This is a genomic window from Nonlabens spongiae (assembly GCF_002117125.1).
GTDB lineage: Bacteria > Bacteroidota > Bacteroidia > Flavobacteriales > Flavobacteriaceae > Nonlabens > Nonlabens spongiae.
The window spans coordinates 1,742,581-1,765,447 of record NZ_CP019344.1; the positions used below are offsets into that span (position 1 = coordinate 1,742,581).

The 22,867-nt window shown below is 37.1% G+C and carries 17 protein-coding genes and 1 pseudogene; 9 read left to right on the forward strand and 9 right to left on the reverse strand.

Annotated features, from left to right (window positions below; translation table 11 throughout):
- The first annotated feature begins 131 nt into the window (after positions 1-131).
- Entirely contained in the window at positions 132-1,043 is a 912-nt protein-coding gene (locus BST97_RS07975) for a hypothetical protein (protein WP_157111542.1), read from the forward strand.
- A 9-nt stretch (positions 1,044-1,052) separates the two neighbouring features.
- Here the strand turns inward: BST97_RS07975 and BST97_RS07980 are convergent, their stop codons facing one another.
- Positions 1,053-1,958 (reverse strand): IS982 family transposase, encoded by a 906-nt coding sequence (locus BST97_RS07980; protein ID WP_085765538.1) that lies wholly within the window; start codon positions 1,956-1,958, stop codon positions 1,053-1,055.
- A 330-nt stretch (positions 1,959-2,288) separates the two neighbouring features.
- Here BST97_RS07980 and BST97_RS16395 point away from each other — a divergent pair.
- From BST97_RS16395 to BST97_RS08005, 5 genes and pseudogenes are all read left to right on the forward strand, one after another.
- A pseudogene (locus tag BST97_RS16395) lies at positions 2,289-4,999 on the forward strand (class I SAM-dependent DNA methyltransferase).
- Positions 4,996-5,349 carry a hypothetical protein gene (locus BST97_RS07990; RefSeq protein ID WP_085766741.1) on the forward strand — a complete coding sequence of 118 codons (354 nt, stop codon included), beginning with the start codon at positions 4,996-4,998 and terminating at the stop codon, positions 5,347-5,349. Before BST97_RS16395 ends, BST97_RS07990 begins: the two are co-directional and overlap by 4 nt.
- A gap of 2 nt (positions 5,350-5,351) precedes the next feature.
- Entirely contained in the window at positions 5,352-7,292 is a 1,941-nt protein-coding gene (locus BST97_RS07995; protein WP_085766742.1) for a DEAD/DEAH box helicase, read from the forward strand.
- Positions 7,285-8,475: a GIY-YIG nuclease family protein gene (locus BST97_RS08000; protein ID WP_085766743.1), complete on the forward strand. Its 1,191-nt coding sequence runs from the start codon at positions 7,285-7,287 to the stop codon at positions 8,473-8,475. Before BST97_RS07995 ends, BST97_RS08000 begins: the two co-directional genes overlap by 8 nt.
- 287 nt (positions 8,476-8,762) lie before the next feature.
- Positions 8,763-9,236: a hypothetical protein gene (locus tag BST97_RS08005; RefSeq protein ID WP_085766744.1), complete on the forward strand. Its 474-nt coding sequence runs from the start codon at positions 8,763-8,765 to the stop codon at positions 9,234-9,236.
- 1,054 nt (positions 9,237-10,290) lie between these two features.
- Here BST97_RS08005 and BST97_RS08010 read toward each other — a convergent pair.
- Positions 10,291-11,040, reverse strand: a complete 750-nt coding sequence (locus BST97_RS08010) for a hypothetical protein (protein ID WP_085766745.1) — start codon at positions 11,038-11,040, stop codon at positions 10,291-10,293.
- A gap of 209 nt (positions 11,041-11,249) precedes the next feature.
- On the opposite strand from BST97_RS08010, the gene BST97_RS08015 reads away from it, so the two are divergent.
- Both BST97_RS08015 and BST97_RS08020 read left to right on the forward strand, forming a co-directional pair.
- Positions 11,250-11,438: a hypothetical protein gene (locus BST97_RS08015; RefSeq protein WP_085766746.1), complete on the forward strand. Its 189-nt coding sequence runs from the start codon at positions 11,250-11,252 to the stop codon at positions 11,436-11,438.
- Between the two features lie 328 nt (positions 11,439-11,766).
- Positions 11,767-13,194: an SDR family oxidoreductase gene (locus tag BST97_RS08020; RefSeq protein ID WP_085766747.1), complete on the forward strand. Its 1,428-nt coding sequence runs from the start codon at positions 11,767-11,769 to the stop codon at positions 13,192-13,194.
- A 342-nt stretch (positions 13,195-13,536) separates the two neighbouring features.
- Here the strand turns inward: BST97_RS08020 and BST97_RS08025 are convergent, their stop codons facing one another.
- The 4 genes from BST97_RS08025 to BST97_RS08040 form a co-directional block, all read right to left on the reverse strand.
- On the reverse strand, positions 13,537-14,199 hold the full coding sequence (locus tag BST97_RS08025; protein ID WP_085766748.1) for a response regulator transcription factor: 663 nt from the start codon (positions 14,197-14,199) through the stop codon (positions 13,537-13,539).
- A gap of 4 nt (positions 14,200-14,203) precedes the next feature.
- Positions 14,204-15,844: a tetratricopeptide repeat-containing sensor histidine kinase gene (locus tag BST97_RS08030; RefSeq protein ID WP_085766749.1), complete on the reverse strand. Its 1,641-nt coding sequence runs from the start codon at positions 15,842-15,844 to the stop codon at positions 14,204-14,206.
- Between the two features lie 66 nt (positions 15,845-15,910).
- Complete coding sequence (locus BST97_RS08035) at positions 15,911-16,573, reverse strand: DNA-binding response regulator (protein ID WP_085766750.1); 663 nt, start codon at positions 16,571-16,573, stop codon at positions 15,911-15,913.
- Positions 16,574-16,578: 5 nt separating this feature from the next.
- Positions 16,579-18,072, reverse strand: coding sequence for a tetratricopeptide repeat-containing sensor histidine kinase (locus BST97_RS08040; protein WP_169711554.1), 1,494 nt, complete (start codon positions 18,070-18,072; stop codon positions 16,579-16,581).
- A 672-nt stretch (positions 18,073-18,744) separates the two neighbouring features.
- On the opposite strand from BST97_RS08040, the gene BST97_RS08045 reads away from it, so the two are divergent.
- Positions 18,745-19,095: a hypothetical protein gene (locus BST97_RS08045; protein ID WP_085766752.1), complete on the forward strand. Its 351-nt coding sequence runs from the start codon at positions 18,745-18,747 to the stop codon at positions 19,093-19,095.
- A gap of 190 nt (positions 19,096-19,285) precedes the next feature.
- Here BST97_RS08045 and BST97_RS08050 read toward each other — a convergent pair whose 3' ends face one another.
- The 3 genes from BST97_RS08050 to ctlX form a co-directional block, all read right to left on the reverse strand.
- The gene (locus BST97_RS08050; RefSeq protein WP_085766753.1) at positions 19,286-19,813 is read right to left on the reverse strand and encodes a hypothetical protein; all 528 of its coding nucleotides are present in this window, start codon (positions 19,811-19,813) and stop codon (positions 19,286-19,288) included.
- A 141-nt stretch (positions 19,814-19,954) separates the two neighbouring features.
- Positions 19,955-21,847, reverse strand: a complete 1,893-nt coding sequence (locus BST97_RS08055; protein ID WP_085766754.1) for a M61 family metallopeptidase — start codon at positions 21,845-21,847, stop codon at positions 19,955-19,957.
- Positions 21,848-21,925: 78 nt separating this feature from the next.
- A complete protein-coding gene (ctlX, locus tag BST97_RS08060; RefSeq protein WP_085766755.1) occupies positions 21,926-22,855 on the reverse strand; it encodes a citrulline utilization hydrolase CtlX in 930 nt (309 codons plus the stop codon).
- Positions 22,856-22,867 lie beyond the last annotated feature (12 nt).

Here is a 22,867-nt window from a genome sequence, read left to right on the forward strand (position 1 = left end):
AAGTCATGACCAAAGCCAAATCAACAGACATGCATCCTCTTGCGATAAACATTCTTAAACTCAATAGATATAACTACGACTTTTTCAACTGCGAGCAGGTTGTGTTTTTTGAATATATAGTAGTTAAAGGAATGGCTTTTAAAAAACGTAATGAGTTTTACCATAGCGCAGAGACAATCAGAACGGAGACAGGTATAAAAAGAAGTTCACTAAGAACAATAATAAATAAGTTTGAAACGCTGGGAATCATCTCTACAGTAGTTAAAGGGATGCCGCGGGTAACTCATTTTCAAGTCCACTATCCCAGAATAGTAGAATTATTTCCTAAAATCTATCAGTTGTCTGAAAACGGTCAACTGCCGTATGAATTAAGCAAACAACTAGCTGATTTCTTCTTACCATTAGTAGACAACTATCAAGAAAAGAATAATAATAAGAATACTAAAGAAGAATTTTCAATAGAAAAATATGACAGCGAATCAGAAGTTGAAGACGCTTTACTTTTCTTCAATGACTTTTTAGCTCAGTTTCGATACCAAAACAAGATTGCACCAGCAGCATTAAAATACAAGGAACTTGATTTTATAAAGGCCCTAAAAGTTTATGATCGGGAAACCATCATTGAATTTGTAAAAATTTATTTTACAGACAAGGTAAATCCTAAACTCAGCAAATTCTTTGAATTTGATCAAATTTCAAAAAATCGATTGGTTTTTATAGAAAAAACAAAAGCTGAAGAGTACAGTTACGCAAAGAGTTTTATCGATAAACTTCAAAAGAGATACATACAGCGTTTAAACATGCATAATAGAAACGATTCTTACTCTCGAGGTAAAAACGAGAGTAAATTGGTGGTTACAGAAAGAATAGTACAGAAAATGATTAATGCACTCAGAGTTAAATCAGAGGTGGAAATAGAAAACGCTTTTGTACCATACATTGATGAAATATTGAAAGGAGAATCTTCAGCCCGTAAGATCTTGCCTTATTTCCTTTCGATTAAAGAAGGTGAATACGAAATTATTGATACCTATTTAGAATAACCCGTTGTGCTAGTAGTTCCATGCATGCCTGATCCTATTTATTGGTCTGTTGTTTTCCCTATTGAACATCTGCAGCATGGCAACTGCGGCCAGTTTGCTTGAGACCCTTGTCAGGAAGCCCTTGAAGCTCTTTGCCAGGTTGATCTTGATGGAGAACTGGGAGCATAACTGTGAAAACCTTGTCTCTATAAACTTACGGTTCTTTCTCCTCTCGGGCGAGAATGCGCTTTTGACCAGCTGGTTTTTCCTGGGTGGGGTGAGAAGTTCTATACCGTAGCTTGTGAACAGATCTGCCTGGAGCTCCCTGGATATATAGCCTCGATCGCCGATGATCTGCCTCTCCTCGCTACCGTCGTACTGCCTTTCCTTCAGGAACTTTATGTCGTGTACGTTTGCTGGGGTCACTGCCATGTCATGGAAGATGCCCTGCGTACTCATGAGCAGGTGGAGCTTGTATCCAATGTAGTAGCGGCGGTCAACCGCCGAGTAGCCCTTTCTCGGAGCCGTGCCCAGATCTTCCATACAGATCTTCATGCGGTGCTCCCTGGCGTTGTGCACGATGGGACAGGGCATCGAGTCCACCAGAAGGGCAGATCTGCCATCATCCATACGGTCGCCCAAGAGTCCCGCGGACTCCTTGAAGCGTGGCTCGAGCGAGCGCCTGCGCCGGTTGAACCTGGTGCGGTCGACCAGCATGGGAAAGTCCTCGCGAAAGTGCTTCTTTATCTTGGCAAACAATAGGTTCTCGCTGGGGATCGAGGCCGCCTCTCCGGTAATGGCGAGTGCCATGACCTCCAGGTCATTCATTTTCGTGTTGACCGGTCGCTTGATGAAGTTTCCGTCCACCGTGACGGTTTGGTAGAGATCAATGAGGTAGGAAAGGTGTTTTTTGTACATTGCAGGTAGATCGTGCATGGTATCAGAATTACAGATTAGGAACCATTAATATACTGAATATCAACAAAATGCACGGTCTTTTTTTAATCTGTTTTTTAATTTTAACTAGCACAACGGGTTAGAATATTATAACATTCAATATGGTTATGATAAGAGTTAGCAACCACCTTTCAATCAAAGATCTTTCAATCCTTTGATAATAACGCTTTCGCGAAAGCGTAAAACGAAAAAACACTCATAACCCAAAATAACCCATGGCTTTTCATGGGCTACTTTATTATAAATAAAATCTTTCATTAGTGGCAAAGATGCATAACTTTGAGTCGTAACCTTTCTTATTAAACGACCATGACCACATCCCAGATAGAAAAGAACGTAACCGCTTTAGCCAAAAACTTCGATAAAGAAGAGTTTGTGTTTGATCTATTGAGAGCTTATGGTATTTCTAAAACCTCTATTACACGTTTAAAAAATGGGGATTTTAATTTATCTAAGATAGAGGGCGAAGTACTCTATAAGAGCAAGCTATATTTTAAGGAAATAAAAACAGGTTCTGTATTATCAGTCATAGACGACTTGACAAAAGAGCCTGAGTCCCTTAAACATAATCCTAGGTTTGTTGTTGTAACCGATTATGAAACTCTCGCAGCAAAAGATATAAGAACCGGTGCTGCCCTAGACATCCCTATTCTTGAAATCCATAAACACTTTGGCTTCTTTTTGCCCTGGGCGGGACAGGAAAAGTATAAATCACCAAATGACGTACAAGCCGATAGAGATGCCTCCTACAAAATGGCAAAGCTCTATGATATTTTGGTCACAGAAAATCCAAACATCTATGACGATGGTGGCCATAATCTAAATATCTTTTTATCGCGTTTACTCTTTTGCTTTTTTGCTGAAGACACAGATATCTTCCCTATTGAAGGGATGTTTACAGATACTTTAGAGCAGCATACTCAAAAAGATGGAAGTGACACACATACATTTCTAGATAGATTGTTTAAAGCCCTAAATACGAAGGACAATGGTAAGGAGGCTTCACATTTTAAAGAGTTCCCTTATGTAAATGGTGGCTTGTTTAGAGACACTATTGTATCACCAAAGTTTACAAAAGAAGCACGAAAAATCATTATTGAGTGTGGTGATTTAGATTGGAGCGAGATCAATCCAGATATTTTTGGTTCCATGATACAGGCGGTGGTAAACCCTGCCTATCGCAGCGGTTTAGGCATGCACTACACCTCTGTACCTAATATCATGAAGGTGATCGAGCCTTTGTTTTTAAATGAACTGTACGAGGAGTTTGAAAAGTATAAGGAGAACTCCAAGAAGCTCGCCAACTCATATACAGAATATCAAAACTCAAAATCTTTGACCCTGCTTGTGGTAGCGGGAATTTTTTAATCATCGCTTACAAAGAGTTAAGAAAGTTAGAAATAGAGATTTGGAAACAAATAGATTACCTTAAAAAACAACAACCTACCTACCAAACAGAAACAGTTTATACTCAAATCAAGCTATACCAATTTTATGGTATTGAGTTAGACGACTTTGCTCATGAGATGGCCATACTATCTTTATGGTTAGCAGAACACCAAATGAATAAAATCTTTGTAGATGAGTTGTTCGATTTTGGTAAGGCAAAACCAATTCTGCCCTTAAAAGAAGCAGGCCATATTACAAAAGGTAATGCCACACGTTTAAATTGGGAAGATACTTGTCCTAAAAATGAAGATGATGAAATTTACATATTAGGAAATCCACCTTATTTGGGAGGTAAATCTCAATCAAAAACTCAGAAAGAGGATATGGCGATTGTGTTTGAAGGTGTAAAGAAGTTCAAAGAACTTGACTACATAAGCTGTTGGTTTCTTTTAGCTTCCAAGTATATTGTTGGTCAAGAAAAAAGCAAACTAGCATTTGTTACTACAAGCTCAATTAATCAAGGTGCTCAAGTTGAACAACTTTGGCCTTTAATTAAAAATCATAAAAATGAAATTTTCTTTGCTTACAAACCATTTAACTGGAATAACAATGCAAAGGGAAATGCAGGAGTAACAGTTTCAGTTATTGGAGTAAGCAACAGCACCAATTCTACAAAATACATTTAAGAAAACAAGCTAAAAAACCAGGCTAAAAATATTAATGGCTATCTATTGCCTAATGAAGATATATATGTAACTAAAAGACCGAAACCATTCTCGGGACTACCAGTCATGATTACAGGAAATAGTCCATATGAAGGAGGTAATTTAATGCTTACTCCTCAAGAAAAAGAAGAATTAATTAGTTCATATCCTTCAGCAAGTGGGTTAATTAGGAAGACTTTTGGAGCTAATGAATTCATTAAAAACATAGAACGTTATTGTTTATGGATAGAAGATACTGTGCTAGATCAAGCTCAAAGTATACCTCCTGTTAACGAAAAAATAAAAAAAATCAAGGAGTTAAGACTAAAAGGAGGGGATGTAGCAAGAGGATTAGCTAAAAGGCCTCATCAATTTAGATATACACATACGGGTAAAACGGACATTATAATTGTACCCATTGTATCATCTGGTAGAAGAGAATATATTCCTATAGGATTTCTTCCAAAAGAATCAATCATCTTAAGTTCAGCTGCTGCAATTTATGATACTGAACCTTTTGTATTTGGTGTTATAAGTTCGAGATTACATATGTTATGGGTAGAAACAACGGCAGGTAAACTAAGAGGTGATTTCCGATACTTAACAGGTCTTACATATAACACATTTCCCTTCCCTAGAATCAATTCGAAACAAAAAGAACAAATCAACCTACATGTATTTGCTGTTTTAGAAGAAAGAGAAAAGTATTATGGTAAAACGTTAGCACAATTGTACGACCCAGATAAAATGCCTAAAGGCTTAAAAGAAGCACATCATCAATTAGATATTGCCATAGAGCGTTGCTATCGTTTAAAACCTTTTGAAAGCGATACAGAGCGTTTAGAATATCTTTTTAAAGAATATGAAAAGATGATAAATAAGAATACCCTACTGGAAAAACCTAAAAGAACACGTAAGAAGAAATGAAGAGATTTGTAGGTCAACTATTCAGATACGGTGGTGACTATAAAGACTTCATCACAGACACTTATGAATCTGCTGTTATAGAAAGAGCTTTTTTACAGGATAATATTATTAGAATGAGCTTTAAATATCAGGATAGCAATACCAGCGTCCAAATCAACTTAAAGTCAGATGATAATCTGTTATTCATAGGTTCTTCTAAAGCAATTGATGAAGATGGATTTTCTGGAAAAATAAAAGTCAGGTATTACCACAACGGTAAGAATGCCTTACTAATAGGTACATGGATTGAAGATGGAGAGATTGACACTTGTGTCATTGAGCTGCAAGAAGTAAAAGAATTTAAAGATTAAATATGCCAGATATAGTAAACGTTACCTACCAGCAAACCGGTAAGAGCAAAAAGACTAATGAGTTAGGGATGCGAGAAATGCAACAAAAAGCATTTGAAGCGAGAACAGCTCAGTATTTACTTATAAAAGCACCACCAGCATCTGGTAAATCTCGTGCCTTAATGTTCATAGGGCTGGATAAATTGGTCAATCAAGAAATCAAAAAAGTAATTGTTGCGGTTCCTGAGAGATCTATCGGCAGCTCATTTGCTCAGACAGATTTAAAGAAGTATGGATTTTTTGCAGATTGGTCACCTAATCCAAAATACAACCTATGTACTCCAGGCGGTGAACAAAGCAAGGTTAAAGCATTTCTTGAATTTTTAGAAAGTGATGAACAAATCCTGATCTGCGCACATGCTACGTTACGTAATTCATTTGATGCTATTGATGAAAAGCAATTGAACGATTGTCTATTAGCTATTGATGAGTTCCACCATGTATCAGTAGATGGTGATAATAAACTAGGCATGGTGTTAAGTAATGTCATGGCAAAATCGACTGCCCATGTCGTAGCTATGACGGGATCTTTTTTTAGAGGTGATTCTGTTCCTATTTTGTTGCCTGAGGATGAAGCTAAATTCACAAAGATCAAATACGATTACTATCAGCAACTTAATGGATATGACTACCTAAAGTCACTTGGAATCGGCTATCATTTTTACCAAGGTAGATACACCTCTGCTATTAATGAGATACTTGATGAGAACAAAAAAACAATTATTCACATACCTAGCGTCAATTCAGGTGAATCTACTAAGGATAAATATGAAGAAGTCAATAGAATAATAGATAGCATAGGTGAATTAGAATTCCAAGATCCAGCAACAGGTGTTCTATATGTAAAAAGTAGTACAACCGGTAAGACCTTAAAAATCGCAGATTTAGTTCACGATAATCAAAAGGATAGGGATAAAATTCAAGAGTATCTGCGAAATGTGTCGAGCGCGGATGATATCGACATGATCATAGCACTAGGCATGGCAAAAGAGGGATTTGATTGGCCATATTGTGAACATGCGTTGACGGTAGGTTATAGAGGCTCTCTTACCGAAATTATTCAGATAGTAGGTAGGGCAACAAGAGATAGTGAAAACAAAACACACGCACAATTCACTAATCTAATAGCACAACCAGATGCGGAAGATGATTTAGTAAAGTTATCAGTAAATAATATGCTTAAGGCTATTACTGCTTCGTTATTAATGGAGCAAGTATTAGCACCTAACTTTAAATTCAAACCAAAATTTCCCGAAGAGGACGAAATTGATGATAGCGAAGAGGATGATGATACGATAAAAATCAGAGGGTTTAAGCTCCCAAGTTCACAAAGAGCAAAAGACATTATAGAAAGCGACATCAACGATCTCAAGGCAAAAATTATGCAAGATGACCAGATGCTTAAAGCAATGCCTGGTAATGTGGACCCAGAAGTCATCAATAAAGTTTTGATTCCAAAAATCATCAAAGAGACCTACCCTGATTTATCAGATGATGAAGTAGAAGAAGTACGCCAGCACGTAGTTGTAGATTCTGTTATTAAGAATGGAACGATCGAAGAGCAAGGTGATAAGCGATTCATTCGCATGGCAGATAGTTTTGTAAATATTGACGATATTAACATCGATCTGATAGACACTATAAATCCTTTTCAAAAAGCATTTGAAATATTGTCTAAATCGGTAACAGCATCAGTATTTAAAGCTATCCAAGAAACTATTGATGCTACGAGAATTCAGATGACCGAAGAGGAAGCCATCATTCTATGGCCTAAGATTAAAGCCTGGATTGCAAAAACCGGTGAACAACCCAGCATTCAATCTTTTGACCCTAAGGAAAGACGTTTAGCAGAAGCGATTGTATTTTTAAAAGAACAAAAGCGTAAAGCCCAAGCTAATGAGTAAAAAGCAAACATTAGAAGATATATTTAAAGACGATGAGTTTGGAATCTTAGATTCTAGACCCATAACCTCTAATGTAAAATCTGAAGATGAACGCTTGATTGAATCTTTTCAAGAGATAAACACTTTTTACGAAAAACACCACAGAGAGCCAGAAGCCACAAATGTCACAGAATTCAAATTGCTTTCAAGATTGAAAGCTTTGAGAAATGATACCAAAAAAACAGAAATTTTAAAACCATACGACAGCCACAACCTTCTTAACACAAATGAGGAAGTTAAGTCTGTTGCTGACATCATCAACGATGATGATTTGGGGTTATTGGATACAGAAGAAACCTTATCAATTTTCAAAATAAAAAATGTTCCTAATTCAAACGAACGTGCCGAGACTGATTTTGTAGCCAGAAGGAAGCCTATGAGTGATAAGAATTTTGCACCTTATGAAGTACAGTTCAAACAAGTACAGCAAGATTTAAAAGTTGGAAAACGCAGATTGAAGAAGTTTCAAGATGTAGAGCAAAATCTTTATAGTGGTAATTATTATGTTCTTGATGGTGTGCTATTATTTTTAGAAGACGATGGGATTGAAACAAGAAAACTAGGGACGACTGAAAGGAAAGATGGAAGAACTACTATTGTTTTTGAAAATGGAACTAAAAGCAATATGTATTATCGTTCATTATCTAAATCCCTATACACTAACGGAAGTATAGTATCAGAAACCGATGAAGATGTAGAAAAGGAACTTTTTGACAATGCTAATTTAGTAAATGAAGAAGATGCTGAATCGGGTTGGATCTATGTACTCAAATCAAAATCTATCGATGAAAACATATCCTCTATTCAAGATCTGTATAAGATAGGATTTTCAACTGTACCAATTCAGGAACGTGTAAAGAATGCTTCTAAGGAAGCCACTTATTTATTTGCAGATGTAACAATTGTTTCTGGATATAAATGTTACAATTTGAATGCTCAAAAGTTTGAAAGTCTTATTCATAGGTTCTTTGCAGAAGTTTGTTTAGATATTGATATACATGATGATCGAGGTCGAAGAATTATGCCCAGAGAGTGGTTTGTAGTTCCCCTCAATATAATTGATAAGGTAATTAAGCTGATCCTATCTGGAGATATAGTTAATTACAAATATGATTCTACAAATCAGAGATTAGTTGGGAAATAGATTGTAAGTATATGTTTTTAAAACAGTTGTTTCGGCATGAGTATTGTTATATTATGTCTAAATAGATGGGTATATATGTAAATTCTATGTGCAATTACATATATTTGCTCCTGATAAATAAAATATTGCTGTACTATCAGCAGTTATAACATCATGAATAACAAAACTTTACATATCAAAAAACCTTCTAAAAGGCTTCTTGAATTTGTACGTTCTCTAAAAGAAAAAAAGGAGGAGGACAAAAAGGTACTACTCTCTAATAAAGATTTGTATTTTAAATAATCTTAGTGATTGCCAATACTGTAATTCCTTTTACCAGTAATGCTGGCAGTCAATATCTTATAAAGTTATCATTATTTGAATCAGGATTAGACTTTGATATTCCTGTGATGGACGTTTCTATTACTTTAGTTGAAAAAGCTGAAAAAGTTGTCAGTCTTAGTGATCTGATTAACATTTGCTATTTGATAAAAGATTATCTCATGGATAATCGTGTAGTTCTTTATTACTACTGTGATCATGGCGGTGATGATATCTTTATATCGGAAAGGAATAGTTTTAGGAGTCCTCAAAATTACAGGAGTAATCTTTTTGAGAGATTATTTGATTTTTTAGATACCGAAAATTATGTAAGAGATCAAATAATTATTGGTGATGAAGACAGCAACGATGCACACTTCATTTCGCTAATCTCCAGAGAAGAAGACAAAAGTCATTTAACTGATATCAGCATACAAGTTCAAAAGATGAACGACAAATAAATCCAAGTTTCGTCATTTAATAAATATCGGGACAGGTAGTTAGGTATATCTCAGTCATTACATTTAGCTTCATAAATCATATCTGCAAGGGTGTGTACTAATAGAATAGCTTTTTATATGCTAGTGTATTAATTGATAAATAAAAGCTTTCTAGCCAGTCAATCCTTGCATATACCATAAGTCCCGCTGCCTTACGCACAGCGACGGCAAGACGGCGCTTATTTGATTTATTTCACACATTTCATTCCTTCGATATCCGCAATTCTCTTTTACCCATACCCAATATGGATACGCTACGCTAAACTGTTTTTATGGGTAAAACCATTGCTTAATGTTGTGCGAGCCTGCGTGTCGCTTCGGGCTTCGGGAGGTCACAGTTTTTGTACTACCCATGCTGCAATAAGAGAACATTGCAAAGCTTGAGAATTCATCTAACTATTTGCATGTAAGTTTTTGTATTCGCACAAATCAATTTGAAGGAGGGTGTTCACTTATTCCAGCCGCTGGCAAGAGCTATTCATTCATTCAGCAATTTAATCCGACGCTCACGGCATTAAAAGGCTAACCATCTGAAACGATAAACCCTGTATACAATTGAATAAACCACTTGATATGATCGATTTAAATCGCCCCTTAATGCCTATTCCATTCTTAAATGGCTTCATTCATTCACAGCCCTTGCCCTCCCCCAGCCGAACAAAAAACTGCGCCATCCCTCGTGTCAAGACATAAACGTGAGGACATTCCGCAGGGCTACATGTCATCACTCACATTACCCTTCGCTAATCTCGCAGTCGGCTCGCGCGACTTCACTACTAAAATCATCGGAATTAAATAAGATATCTACTTGCTTGGTTGGTAGGATCAAAATAGCCAAAGTAAAGCGGGTTGTGCCTTTATCAAGGCACGCTGATGGGCGTTCACTTTGGCTATTTTAATCTTAGTTTTTACATCTATGCATAATCATCAGGAAAACATTTTGAACGACTGAATAAGACATAAAAAAAGCTCTTTAGATATACCAAAGAGCCTTTTCACCAACAGAACAATATTTTTATACTACCTCGACGATATTCAATACGTTATAAGCACCATTCTTTAAAGGATACTGAACACCATTGATCTCCTGAAAAAATTCCACCAGAAGTAAGTGAATTTGAGTACCAGGATCAGATGGAACCGATGCAGGAAGTAGCGATATATTACTTGACGCAGAATCGATAGGAAAATTCTCGGTAGGACTGTAATCAATTGCATGGCTTGATAGCTCAAAGTCAATCTTTGCAACCGCAGATCTCAAACTGAAATGTGTAGCTCCAGATGGAGACGTAATAGTTTCAGTCGGGACCATATTAGGCATTGTTACCTCGCCCGTAGTAGTATCAACGTCAAAAGGAGCAAACAAGACAGCACTTAGTTTTGCCCTATCGTTAAAATCAAAGCTTTTCAAGAGACTTTTACCTTCCACCCCTGAAATACCTTCAGCTACATTACGCTGCCCTCTCACAGAGGTTGTATCAAGGTTTTTGATTGCAGCCATTTTCTGAGTCAAACGACTGGTCACCCGGTTATCCTTAGCCTTCAACAGTAAGTTTCTTACCGCTGTTCTCAAAAGCTTCCCTGAACTAGCAGATTGACCGAATTCAGAACCGTTTTCACGAGTTCTCTCAAAAGCTGGATCGTTTTGGATGCGTTCTTTAGATACACCTCCCTTGGTACGCACGAGGTAACCCTCTTTACCCTTGTAAAAGGTAAGGTTATCGAGAGTACCTTCAATTTTGATAAATGAACTAACCTTTGCCATAGCTTAAATTTTTAGAATTTTCTCAAATCTATACGAGTCCACCACCCAATCCTAAAAACTGATTCCGTTCTGTTCACAATCTGCCGAAAAGTAGCTTTATCACTTATATTTCAATGATTTATATTTCGTAAATTGTAGGTAAGTAATAAATATGTAAGTCATACTTGAAGTATAGCAGAAGTATGGATAGTGTATGAAAACTTAACAAGATGAAACGAATTTGCATGTATCCTAAGGACGTTCAGATCATAACTGGTAAAAGTGAACGCTACGGAAGAAATGTCATCTCAGACATTAAGAAACAGCTCAATAAAGAGAAGCACCAGCTTATTACAATAGATGAGTTTTGTAATTATATGGGTCTAGAAATTAAGCAAGTAGAGCCATTAATCAAGTAAAAAGTTATATCTTTACTTTGATTGTAAAGGGCACCTATTAGGTTACCTCTCAATGCGACAGGACATAACTAACTGAATATCAGTATATATTTTAAGAGGTTCGAATCCCTCTTTCTCCGCAAAGGAAACCCGCAACGAGAGTTGCGGGTTTTGTGTTTATAAAAATTTTGTAGGTATGGTGAACAAATAAGCTTTTTGGATAAACAAAATTTCCATTTTCTATATTTCTCACATTTTTCTGCAATCATATCGTTCAATTCCTCCAACCAAATCATTTGATTATGTTAATAGTTCCTTTAAGTCAACCCAACCGACTTAATTTAGGAACATGAAAGTTTTACTTTCCGGTGCAAACGGCTACATAGGAGTACGGTTGCTATACGAACTTCTCAAGGCAGATCACGAGGTGGTTTGTGCTGTGCGCAGTGCTGATAGACTCTCCGTACCGCAAGATATTAAGGATCAGGTTGAGATCGTGGAAATCGACTTTTTAAAATTAAAAGACCATAATCCCATACCGCAAGACATTGAGGCGGCCTACTACCTCATCCACTCCATGACCTCGAGTACTGAGAATTTTGACGAGATGGAGTCTGAAAGTGCTGAGAATTTTGTCAAACTGAACAGCGAGACTTCTTGCAGACAGGTCATTTACCTCTCAGGCATCGTTAATGAGGAGGAGCTGAGTAAACATTTGCTTTCGCGAAAGCGGGTAGAAGAAATACTGCGTTCTGGTGATTATAGTTTAACGGTTTTAAGAGCCGGAATCATCGTAGGTAGCGGAAGCAGCAGTTTTGAAATTATACGCGATCTGTGTGAAAAATTGCCCATCATGATTACTCCCAGATGGGTCAATACAAAGACGCACCCGATTGCCATCAGGAACGTGATGAGTTTTTTGATAGGCGTTTTGGGCCGGGACGACTGCATGAATGAGGGCTATGATATAGGCGGTGATAGTGTACTGACTTACAAGGAAATGATGCAAGGGTATGCAAAAAACCGAAAGCTCAAGCTCGCCATCATTACCGTGCCTGTGATGACCCCTAAATTGAGTAGTTACTGGCTGTATTTTGTGACCAGTACCAGTTATAAATTGGCTCAAAATCTGGTCAACAGCATGAAGGTTGAAGTGGTTGCAAAACCAAATGATCTCGCAGAACGACTGGGAATCGAGCTATTTACCTATCAAGAGGCGCTGGAAATGGCTTTCGCCAAAATCGAGCAAAATCAGGTTGCCAGCAGCTGGAAAGACAGTATGGTAAGCGGTAGGTTTAGAAAAAGCTTGAATAAGTATAAAAAAGTTCCAGAATATGGTGTTGTGCGCGATGCTCAGAAAATGAAAACTAATGAGCCAGAGAAAGCGCTAGAACGCATCTGGTCCATAGGTGGTAAGAATGGCTATTATTATGCAGACTTCTTATGGCGCATACGCGGTGCACTAGACAAGCTCATGGGCGGTGTGGGATTGAGGCGTGGACGCACCAACCAAAACACGATTTTCTCTGGGGATGCACTGGATTTCTGGCGGGTTCTCGTCGCTGATAAAGAAGAAAAAAGACTACTTTTATTTGCAGAAATGAAAGTACCAGGAGAAGCCTGGCTGGAATTTGAGATAGACGATGATAACGTCATTCATCAAACCGCCACCTTCAGACCGCGAGGACTAAAGGGCAGGCTCTACTGGTACTCCATGCTTCCCTTCCATTATTTCATCTTTCATGGTATGATTAAACATATTGCTGGCGCAAAATGATTGTCTCCCATTATGAGATTAAATCCCCCAAAATCTCATAAGAAATAAACATAACAAAAAGAAAGAACCCTAAAATCCAACAGTTAAATGCTATTATGATTGATTGAAAGCCACTGTAAATTACTGATTACAAACATACCTCGCTGTAATCACTATTGTTTACGGATTTCCTCAATTTTAAAAAAATGATTGGGTCAGTTTCAAGGCGGTAAAATATTGATGGCATAAACAATTGAATTTGTAAAAGTTACAAACCACCTGCACTTTTTAAAAATCATTAGATTTTATTCGAGCATTGAAAATCTTCAAGACTAAATAAACCTTAGCTAGATTGATCTAGAATTAGATTATGCCTAGATCCTTCACGATTCCAACAAGATGGGTTGCATTACGAGCATTAAACTGGATCAAAAGTCTATTTTGCCTTTTTTCAATGGAACTTATGCTGGATGGTGAAATATTATTTAAATCAAAATTTGACTTGATTTCTTGTTTTGATTTTCCAGCAGCAAGTAAACTCATCAACTGGATATCATAATCATCAATTTCAAGTTCATCATGGTCTGACAAGGCATTATGAACTTCCTTTGAGAAATATTTCTCATCATTACTCACCGCAACCACAGCTTTCTTCAAATCGGCTGGCCCTCTTCTACCCTTACATACAAATGCATCAATATTACAATGTTCTACAAGTGCTCTTACCTTATGTAAACGTTTATCTACAGAATAGACAATAACCTTGAGATCAGTAAAATCTTTAATTTTTTGTAAAAGCTGTTCGCCAGAATGAATTGTAGTTTTTCTATGATCTGGTACAAAACTCAAATCTGTAATAAGGAGTCGATAAGGTAGTCCATCTTTTCGGGCCTTGATCAATTTCAAATAGGCTTCATCACAATACTGTACGTGATCGACGGTTTCCGCCCCTAAGCTGTTGAGCAATTCAATCACACTCAAGCCAATACTACCTAGATCTTCGGATATAAGAGTTTTTAGAATCAAAATATCAAATCGTTATAACAGCTTTGAAACCATTTCCATTCTCTGATTCAAATGTAATTGCTCCATTCATAGCATTAATACGGTTTTCCATATTTGTGATTCCATTACCTTTCTTAAAATCAGCAACTTTACCATTATCTTGATATGAGATTTTAATCTGCTTGCAGGTTTGCTGAAATGAAAAAGCAACGTGAGTTGCATGACTATGCTTTTTCATGTTGGTCAGGAGTTCTTGTAGAACGCGATACAGATTAGTACGGTCTTCTAATGTGAGACCTGCCCAATCTATTGTTCTGAGATTCAGAGCAGTAATATTTACAGAATCATTTTTATAATCTAATAGCAGATTCTTAATTGAAATGGAAAAATCTTTCCCTAAATCTATCTGGCTATTCTCATTTGAGATATCCCGTACACGATGATAGATGTAGTCCATTTCATTTATGAGCTGGGCATCTTGCAATTGCTCTTTATCCATTTTAACCATGGTATGATAGAGGTCGTTTGCTATCTCATCATGATTTTTTTTGGAAATACGGTTTTCAGTTTTAATCGTTTCTTGTATTAATGCGAGTCTGTTGCGCTGTCTAATTCTGTAATATAAAAGCAGAGAGATGAGCAAGATCACCACGGTGACCACGATAAAGATGAATGTGTTATACTCATTTTTCAGACGTAGTTGCTGGGCTTCTCGCTCTTTAAGCGCCACTCCATAACGGACTTCGGCGAATTTGTTAGAGTTGATTTGATTTGCTCTATCTAAACTATCTTTGAGAATCACATAGCGATTAGCAGTTTCGACATCCTCAAGGTGTAATAAATTCTCTAATGCTGTTAATTGTAGTGTGACAAGCCCAATGCTATCTGCAAACTGCAAAGCCTTAGATCCATGGGTCTTTGCTTTAATAATTTTATCGTTTTTTAAATAGTGTTGAGAAAGTCGCAGGTGACTCCAGTACAATTGGTCTTCAAAATTTAAACTATCACTCAAATTCAAGGATTTTAGCAGAATCGACTCTGCTTCCGGTAAGTTCATGGCTGATTTAGTTCTACCTATACCTTGAAAAATTCTAGCTTCTAATCTGAAGTTTTTTGAAAAATCTTTTAAAGCTAAGGCATCTTCAAAATACTGCAATGCTTTAGCATACTCACCTAATATGTAATACGAAATACCTAAGTTGCTATACGCTATCGCTAAATAAATAGGGTCGTTTGTTAAGGCAACGACTTTGTCATAATATAAAATGGATTTTTCAGGATCGGCCGTATTCATTTTCAACATACCTAACTGGTTATAGGTCTTGAGTTTGGCAAGTTGGCGCCAATCTGAATTTTCGACACTATCCAAAAGCTCTAATGCTCTGATAGAACTGGCTTCGCTTTGAAGGACCTCTCCTAATTCATGTTCAATGTGAGATTTGATTGACCACGTATAGATTCTTCCATCAATATAATTATTACCATGATGATCAAGCGAATCTACAATTTGAATAATCTCTCCGTAATATTTCAATATCTCAGATCTATCTGAGGCATTAAGGATGGCTGATTGAATGTTTTCTGCCCTAGTAATCACATCTTGAGCAACACTGTTTGAGTTAAAGAAAAGGCAGACTAAAACAATTATAATTCTACATAAAATCATTACTCAAATTTACTATGCAGATACGTAATGACCCCCTTTAAATTATTTTTGAATGCTGCAGTTTAATTAAATCAACCCCAAGTCTTTTACGATCCCAATAAGATGCGCATCATTTTTGGCATCAAAAATCATAAGTAGTCTTCGCTGACATCGATCGATTACACTCACACTATTGGGCTCAATATTCTGTTGGTTTAAAATCGCACTGATTTCTTGCTTAGAGTTCCCTTCAGACATGAGTTGGAGCAATTTGATGTCATAATCATTAATGTCACGGTCTCTGTGATCTATGAAGGCAGAAAGTACATCCTTTGAGTAGTAGACATCATCCTCTTCCACCATTCTGATAGCTTTTTTTAGTTCTTCAGGACCTTTTCTACCCTTGGACACGTACGCGTCGATTTCATATTTATCAACGAGCATGCGGACTTTTTGTAGATTATTATCAATGGAGTATACAATTGTTTTAATTTCCATTTGCTCTCGAATTCTTTTAATCAAGTGCATACCGTTTTGGATATCATCACTTTTAAAATCAGGACCAAAACTCAAGTCAGAAATAAAAAGGTCATAAGGTTTACCGATTTGTTGAGCATACATAAGCTTCTGATAGGCATCATCACAAAAGAGTACGTGATCTACTTGAGTCACGCCCATTTGACCTAACATCTCAACTACGCTGAAGCCAATACTGCCTAAATCCTCTGCAACCAAAACTTTTTGAAACATAATACTTATAAAATAATCGCGGCTTTAAAGCCGTGACCTTTCTCAGACTCAAAGGTAACAGAACCATCGATGGATTTGATACGGTTTTTAATGTTGAGTAAACCATTTCCTTTCAAAATATCAGATCCCATGCCATTGTCCTGATAGGAAATTTTGATCGTATCATCGTTTTGAGAAAACATAAATACCACATGTGTGGCACCACTATGCTTTTTCATGTTAGTCAATAGTTCTTGCAAAACCCGATAAAGATTGGTTTTTTCATGAGCCTTTAATTTTGACCAGTCCATTTTTCCTAAATTTAGAGTCAAAATATTTACTTCTGAATTTTTGTAAGCAATAAAAAGATCTTCTAAATCCTTACTGAAATTGCTGTCAGGATCTAGCGGGCTATTATCTCGGGAAATGTCTCTCACTCGGTTATAGATGTGATCTAAATTATTTAAAAGGCTCTCGTTTTCTGGTACAACTTTTTGTAGCCCGAGCATAGTATGATAAAGGTCGTTTGCGATCTCGTCGTGCATTCTTGCCGAGATGCGCTTCTCAGTATTTATGCTTTCGTTCATAACAGCAATCTTATTACGTTGTCGGCTACGGTTATAAATAAGTATAGAGGTGAACACAACAACGATAATAATCGTTGAGAAAATCAGGAAATAGTATCTATTTTTGGTTCTCAACTGCTCGGCCTCTCTTTCTTTTAATGCAACACCGTATCGTATTTCGGCAAATTTGTTGGAGCTGCTCTGCTCCACGCGTTTTAGACTATCACTAAGAAAGGCAAATCTTTGAGTTGCTCTTTCATCTTCAAGTTTTAAGAGATTTTCAAGAGCCGATAATTCAAGTGGTATCAATTTGCTCTCTTGTGCAATTTGGAGTGCATTTTCTGAATGAAAAAGAGCCTTGGATTTATCCTCATTTCTAAAGTAATGTTCTGAAAGATGTAAATGACTGTAAATTTCACCTTCCTTCAAATCCAAACTATCACGTATTTTCAAAGAATTCAGCAGTGTAGATTCGGCGTTCGAGAGATCAAGCATTGATTCAGCGTGACCTAAATCATCTAAAAATCTAGCTGTAAGCTCTGGCTTATCTAGATTTTCTGAAAGATTTAAAGCTTTCTCATAATGAGAAATAGCTAAATTATATTCCTCTAACTTAGTATATACGAGCCCTATATTACCATAAACACCAGCTAAATAGGCAGGATCGTCTGTTAAGGTTAATACTTTACGATAATACTTCAGAGACTTCTCATATTCTACCAATTCTTTTTTTAAAATTCCAAGTATATTATAAGTTCTTATACGAGCGAAGTTCATCCAGCCCGATTCCTCTGAACTGTCCATCATCTTCAACACATTAATAGAACTTGCTTCACTTTCCCTCAACTCGCCTAATTTGTATTCTATGGCAGATTTAATTGTCCATAAATATATTTCAGTATCAATACTTTTAGCAGGTTTTCTTTCAAGGGAATCTAAACTTTTCAGAAGCAACTGATATTGATCTAGTATTACCGTCCTTTCCGAAGTTTCATAGACTTGGTTTTCAATTTTAGTTAAGTGTGAAATAGTGCCCTGTGCTTGACATATTGAGCCTATTAGAAAAAAAAAGTAGGGGAATGTTGATCGCAATGAAATCATTCCCCTAAAATACGATGTGAAATATTTATTTATGTTTTGTATATATCAATTCTCATCCGAATTTTCTTTTGGCGGAGGCGTTCTCATTAAAGTTTCATTGGAATAACTGTCATGTTGCTCATCTAATTCCTCCGTGATTCGTTCTGGAGTGCATGAAAAAAGTGTAGTCATCAATAGTCCGCACGCTAGTAGCATAAAGGGCTTTCTCATAATAATAGTTTTTAAATGGACATACTCGTGGCTGTCCGATTAGTAATCAGATTTTTGAAATTGAAATTAAATTGTGTTGGGGAGATTAATTCCCTCAACCCTGAGAAGTGATAAGGGTCATAAATAAGAATCAACGCCACTTCTCAACCAGCGGTTTTTCTTACTTGACGCCTTACGGCTAAAACCTCGATTACTTGATATCTATGATTTGCGCAGATGAACGAGATTTAGATTACAAATAAACAAGTGTTTTGAGAGATTTGAAAGAAATTTACCAGAAACTAATTGGAAGATATTTTCCGTACTTTTTAGTCGATGAAAACCTCGGTACTAGAATCGCATAGGCTTTTGATTGTTAACGCTTTCGCGAAAGCGGAAACTGAACTCAGAGAAGCCAATATCACAAAAATATCGAAGTATAAAATGGCTGAGCGGGTATCCCATTATTTAACTTCTAATGGTTTTTCCTACGGTTATAGATCTTTGACCAATCTTTACAATGATGCGATGACTGAGGGCCAAATAGTTGTTATCAAGCAAACTCAAGTGATTGAACTGTTATCCATGTATTTAGGATATGAAGAGTTTGCTGAATTCAGGCTCTACACCAAAAAGAATACATCCGATCCCTCCAAAACCAATCATGAACCCGTTGATCCAAACTAGGTGTTTGATATAAATTCTAGGTATGTAGAAAAACATTTTAATGGCTGCGACCTATTAAAACTTCAGCCTCTAGATTTGAAAATAGATTGCATGTGCGGAAGATCCCGGTAACTTCTCAACTCACAAGTTTATGACATAAAATCCGCTCGACTTGAGAGTAGGCTTTGTTCTTCCCTTAAAATAAATTCGTCTAATCAGGGCAATGTTTGTTGAAGAAAAGAATCAGATCAGGCAAATTTTTGTAATTGAACTTACTTCCTTCATCAAACTCTAGTTTGAGGGGTTTGCAAGAGCTCAGGCATGTCAACATATTATTAATCTCAAACTCGCTTTCCAGATAACCTGTGTAGAACAGACTCTCCACATAGAGCCATGAATTTGCTTCGTGCCATTCACGCAATAGGGTGATTTTGCCGCGATCTATGATTTCCATTTCCCTTAAATACCTTGAACCACTAGGTCGTTGTACCTCTACAATTTTATAGATGATAGGCCGTCTATTTTCGAGTTTACCATACGATGAGATGTCTGAAGCCAGTAATTTTTTCTTAGCGCCATTTGGAAGCTTTAAGACATACCTTCGTTCCTTTTGCCAGAAATGGTGATGATCTTTGATTCCCAGAACATAAATAGTATCACCAGATTTTGTTTCAACAAAAGGCTTCAGTACGTCTTCCTGAGCAATAGAAGCCAATGTTGTGAAGAGTAAATAGATCATAATTAAGCTCGTGCGAATCAAATTCATATTTAGCTATTTGTATCCAAACTTAAACGCTCTTTATTTCCAAAACCATTAGACATTTGCCTTAAAAAAAAGGGTCGCAAATTGCGACCCTTTTCAAATAGATTTTGATCTAAATTAGATATTCAACCAGGCTTTTCTGACTGCAATTTGCTCAGCAGTTGCATCTGGGTCTTCAACTAAACTTTTACTTGTTGCCATAGGCGTGGTAAGTGTAGCCTTTCTCTCGATCTTCTTGCCATCACGTTCTATGGTATAAGTAATTTCATCGCCAGCTTTCCATTGAAATACTTGACCTATTACAGTTTGAGCGTTTGCAAGATTCAGATCTGAGCCGTTGATCTTCAGGATTATATCATCTGCCTGAACTTTCTGCTCTCTCCAGAATGAGTTTTCAAGAGCCATAGCGCTGAATTTGATCAACTGGCGCTCGCGATCTGCATCAAAGATGATGTTTTGTCCTCCAGCGAAAATATAAGTAGTCTCCACTTCTTCTTCAGCCAGCATCAAGCCTGCTTTATTAAAAAACTTCTCGTAGTCGATAGGTGTATCACCTGCTACGTGAGTTCTTAAAAACTCTCCTATCGATGGATACGTCATTTTAGTGATTTCCTCGATCAAGGAATCGTCGGCAAAGGGCTTGTCCTTTCCATATTTAGTAGAAAGCTCTTTCATCAAGCTCAACATACTGCGGTTTCCATGACTCTCTTCACGCATCATGATGTCTATGCACATTCCTATCAAAGCTCCTTTTGAATACACGTTGATGTAATTGTCCTTATAAGGTTCTTCAAGAATGTTTTCACTCATTGTAGTAAAACTCATCGCGTCATCATAATTCATGGAACTAGCGATCTTACCCATGATCTCCTGATAGAATTCATCTGGAGTTACAAGTCCTTCAGCAACCTGGAAGTGTTGAGCAAAATACTCAGTAACACCTTCATACATCCACAAGTGCTTTGAGAAGGTGGGCTGATTATAATCAAAATAATGTACGTCTTCTGAATGTACAGAAAGCGGAGTAACGATGTGGAAAAACTCATGAGCAACAACATCTGTCATGCTAGAAGCTAATCGTTCTGAATCCATCATCTCTGGAAGCACTACAACGGTAGATGTATGGTGTTCCAGAGCTCCGAAGCCTTTGGGGGCAGTCTCAGACCCATCTGATAGGTACAGGTAGATATCATAACGAGCTGTGCTGTTGATGTCCCCTAGGTAAGCTTTCTGCGCTTGCATGGTTTTAAACATGTTATCCTTTTGACTAGCAGCAGTGTGAGTTCCATTAGGAGAATAAACGCTTAGGACGATTTTAATATCTCCTACCATAAATTCCTCAACATCGAGCTTCCCATACATCATAGGATTATCTGTAATATCAAAATAACGATCAGCACGATAGCTAGTTGTCATTTTTGAGCCATCTTCAGACATTGATGTTGCCACCTCTTGCAATGCTGATGTACGCACAAAATCAGCTGGAGCGGTAACGTCTAGGTTGTATGCGTTATTTTTAAGAGAATCAAAATACCCTATGAAACCATGAAGGTTTAAAACATAATTTGAATCTTCAATATTCGTTCCTGATGGAGAAAATGGCTGCTCATTCCCTATTCCGCCTGTTTGCTCGATATCAAATGTATCATTTACTAAATAAGTAATGTAATCTAAGTCTTGGGCATTTGCCACAGTCCATGTGTTGTCATCTGCTCTGTTAACAGCCATCTCTTTCCCAGTATAATCATAGGCTACGAGATCGTCCACATATTTACCAAAATCACTCACAGAATAAGTCCCTTGAACAACTCTAGGCAATCTATAAGTAACCATATCTTGAGTAAATCTACCTGGGTTAATCGTGACCGGTAATTTATCATTGACAACCATGGTAAGATCCATGGAAGTCATAATGGGATTTGCCGTGGCAAGATCATTTTTTTTCTGTTTTGTGGAACTACAGCCCGTCAACAATAAAATTGCGAGAACTGAGGAAAATACATATTTCATAAACTAAATTAAGTGGGATAATCCCGTTTAAAATTCAATGATTGGACTGATAGTCTAATTAAATGTTACTAATTACTATCAAGATTTTGGAAGAAAGACCTCTGCCATCATACACCTTACAGATCCCCCACCTAAAGTTTCAATTGTAGTAATGTCTGGATGAATGATCTCATTATAAATACTCAACTTTTGAATTTGCTCACCTGTTAAAGATCTATAAGCTTGATCACTCATCACTAGATAGCGTTCTCCTTTATTATTGTGAACCTGCATCATATTACCTGCAAAAGAGGCTACTTGTTGTTCTGTAATAGCGATCACCTCTTTACCGCTTTCTTTGATGTTTCTCAGAAGGTTTTTCCGTTCTTTTTTATCATCAACACTATCGAGACAAACTACAGCAAATTGCTCTCCCAGCGCCATCATCACATTTGTGTGATATATAGGCATACGCTGGTCACCCACACTTTGATTTGCAGTAAATATTACGGGAGTGTATTCCATATCCTCGCAAAATTCTATCAGCAACTCTTCATGGGCACGATCTGAAAGAGAGCAATAAGCCAGCTCGTTCTGGCGATCCAGCAATAAACTACCTGTTCCTTCTAGATAAACACCCTCTTCCTCTGCGCTGGAGTAATCTAAAACGTTGCTTATTTTAAATCCTTGCTCCTCTAGGGTGTCAAGAACCTCCGGTCTCCTTTCAAGTCTACGATTCTCTGCAAACATGGGATAGAGAACGACGTCCCCATTCTCGTGCGTAGATATCCAGTTATTAGGAAATATGGAGTCTGGCGTATCGTGTTTGTTATCGTCTTCTATGATGATGACGTTAATGCCTTTTGATTGTAACGCTTTCGCGAAAGCGTCAAACTCTTTCTGCGCCTTGCTGTTTTGATCATTGATCTCAGCATCTTCATCTTGGTAAAAATTATTTACGGCAGTCTGTTCATTCAACCGGAAACGCACCGGACGGACCATAAAAACGGTATCTGTAATTTGCTTCATAACTTTAATACT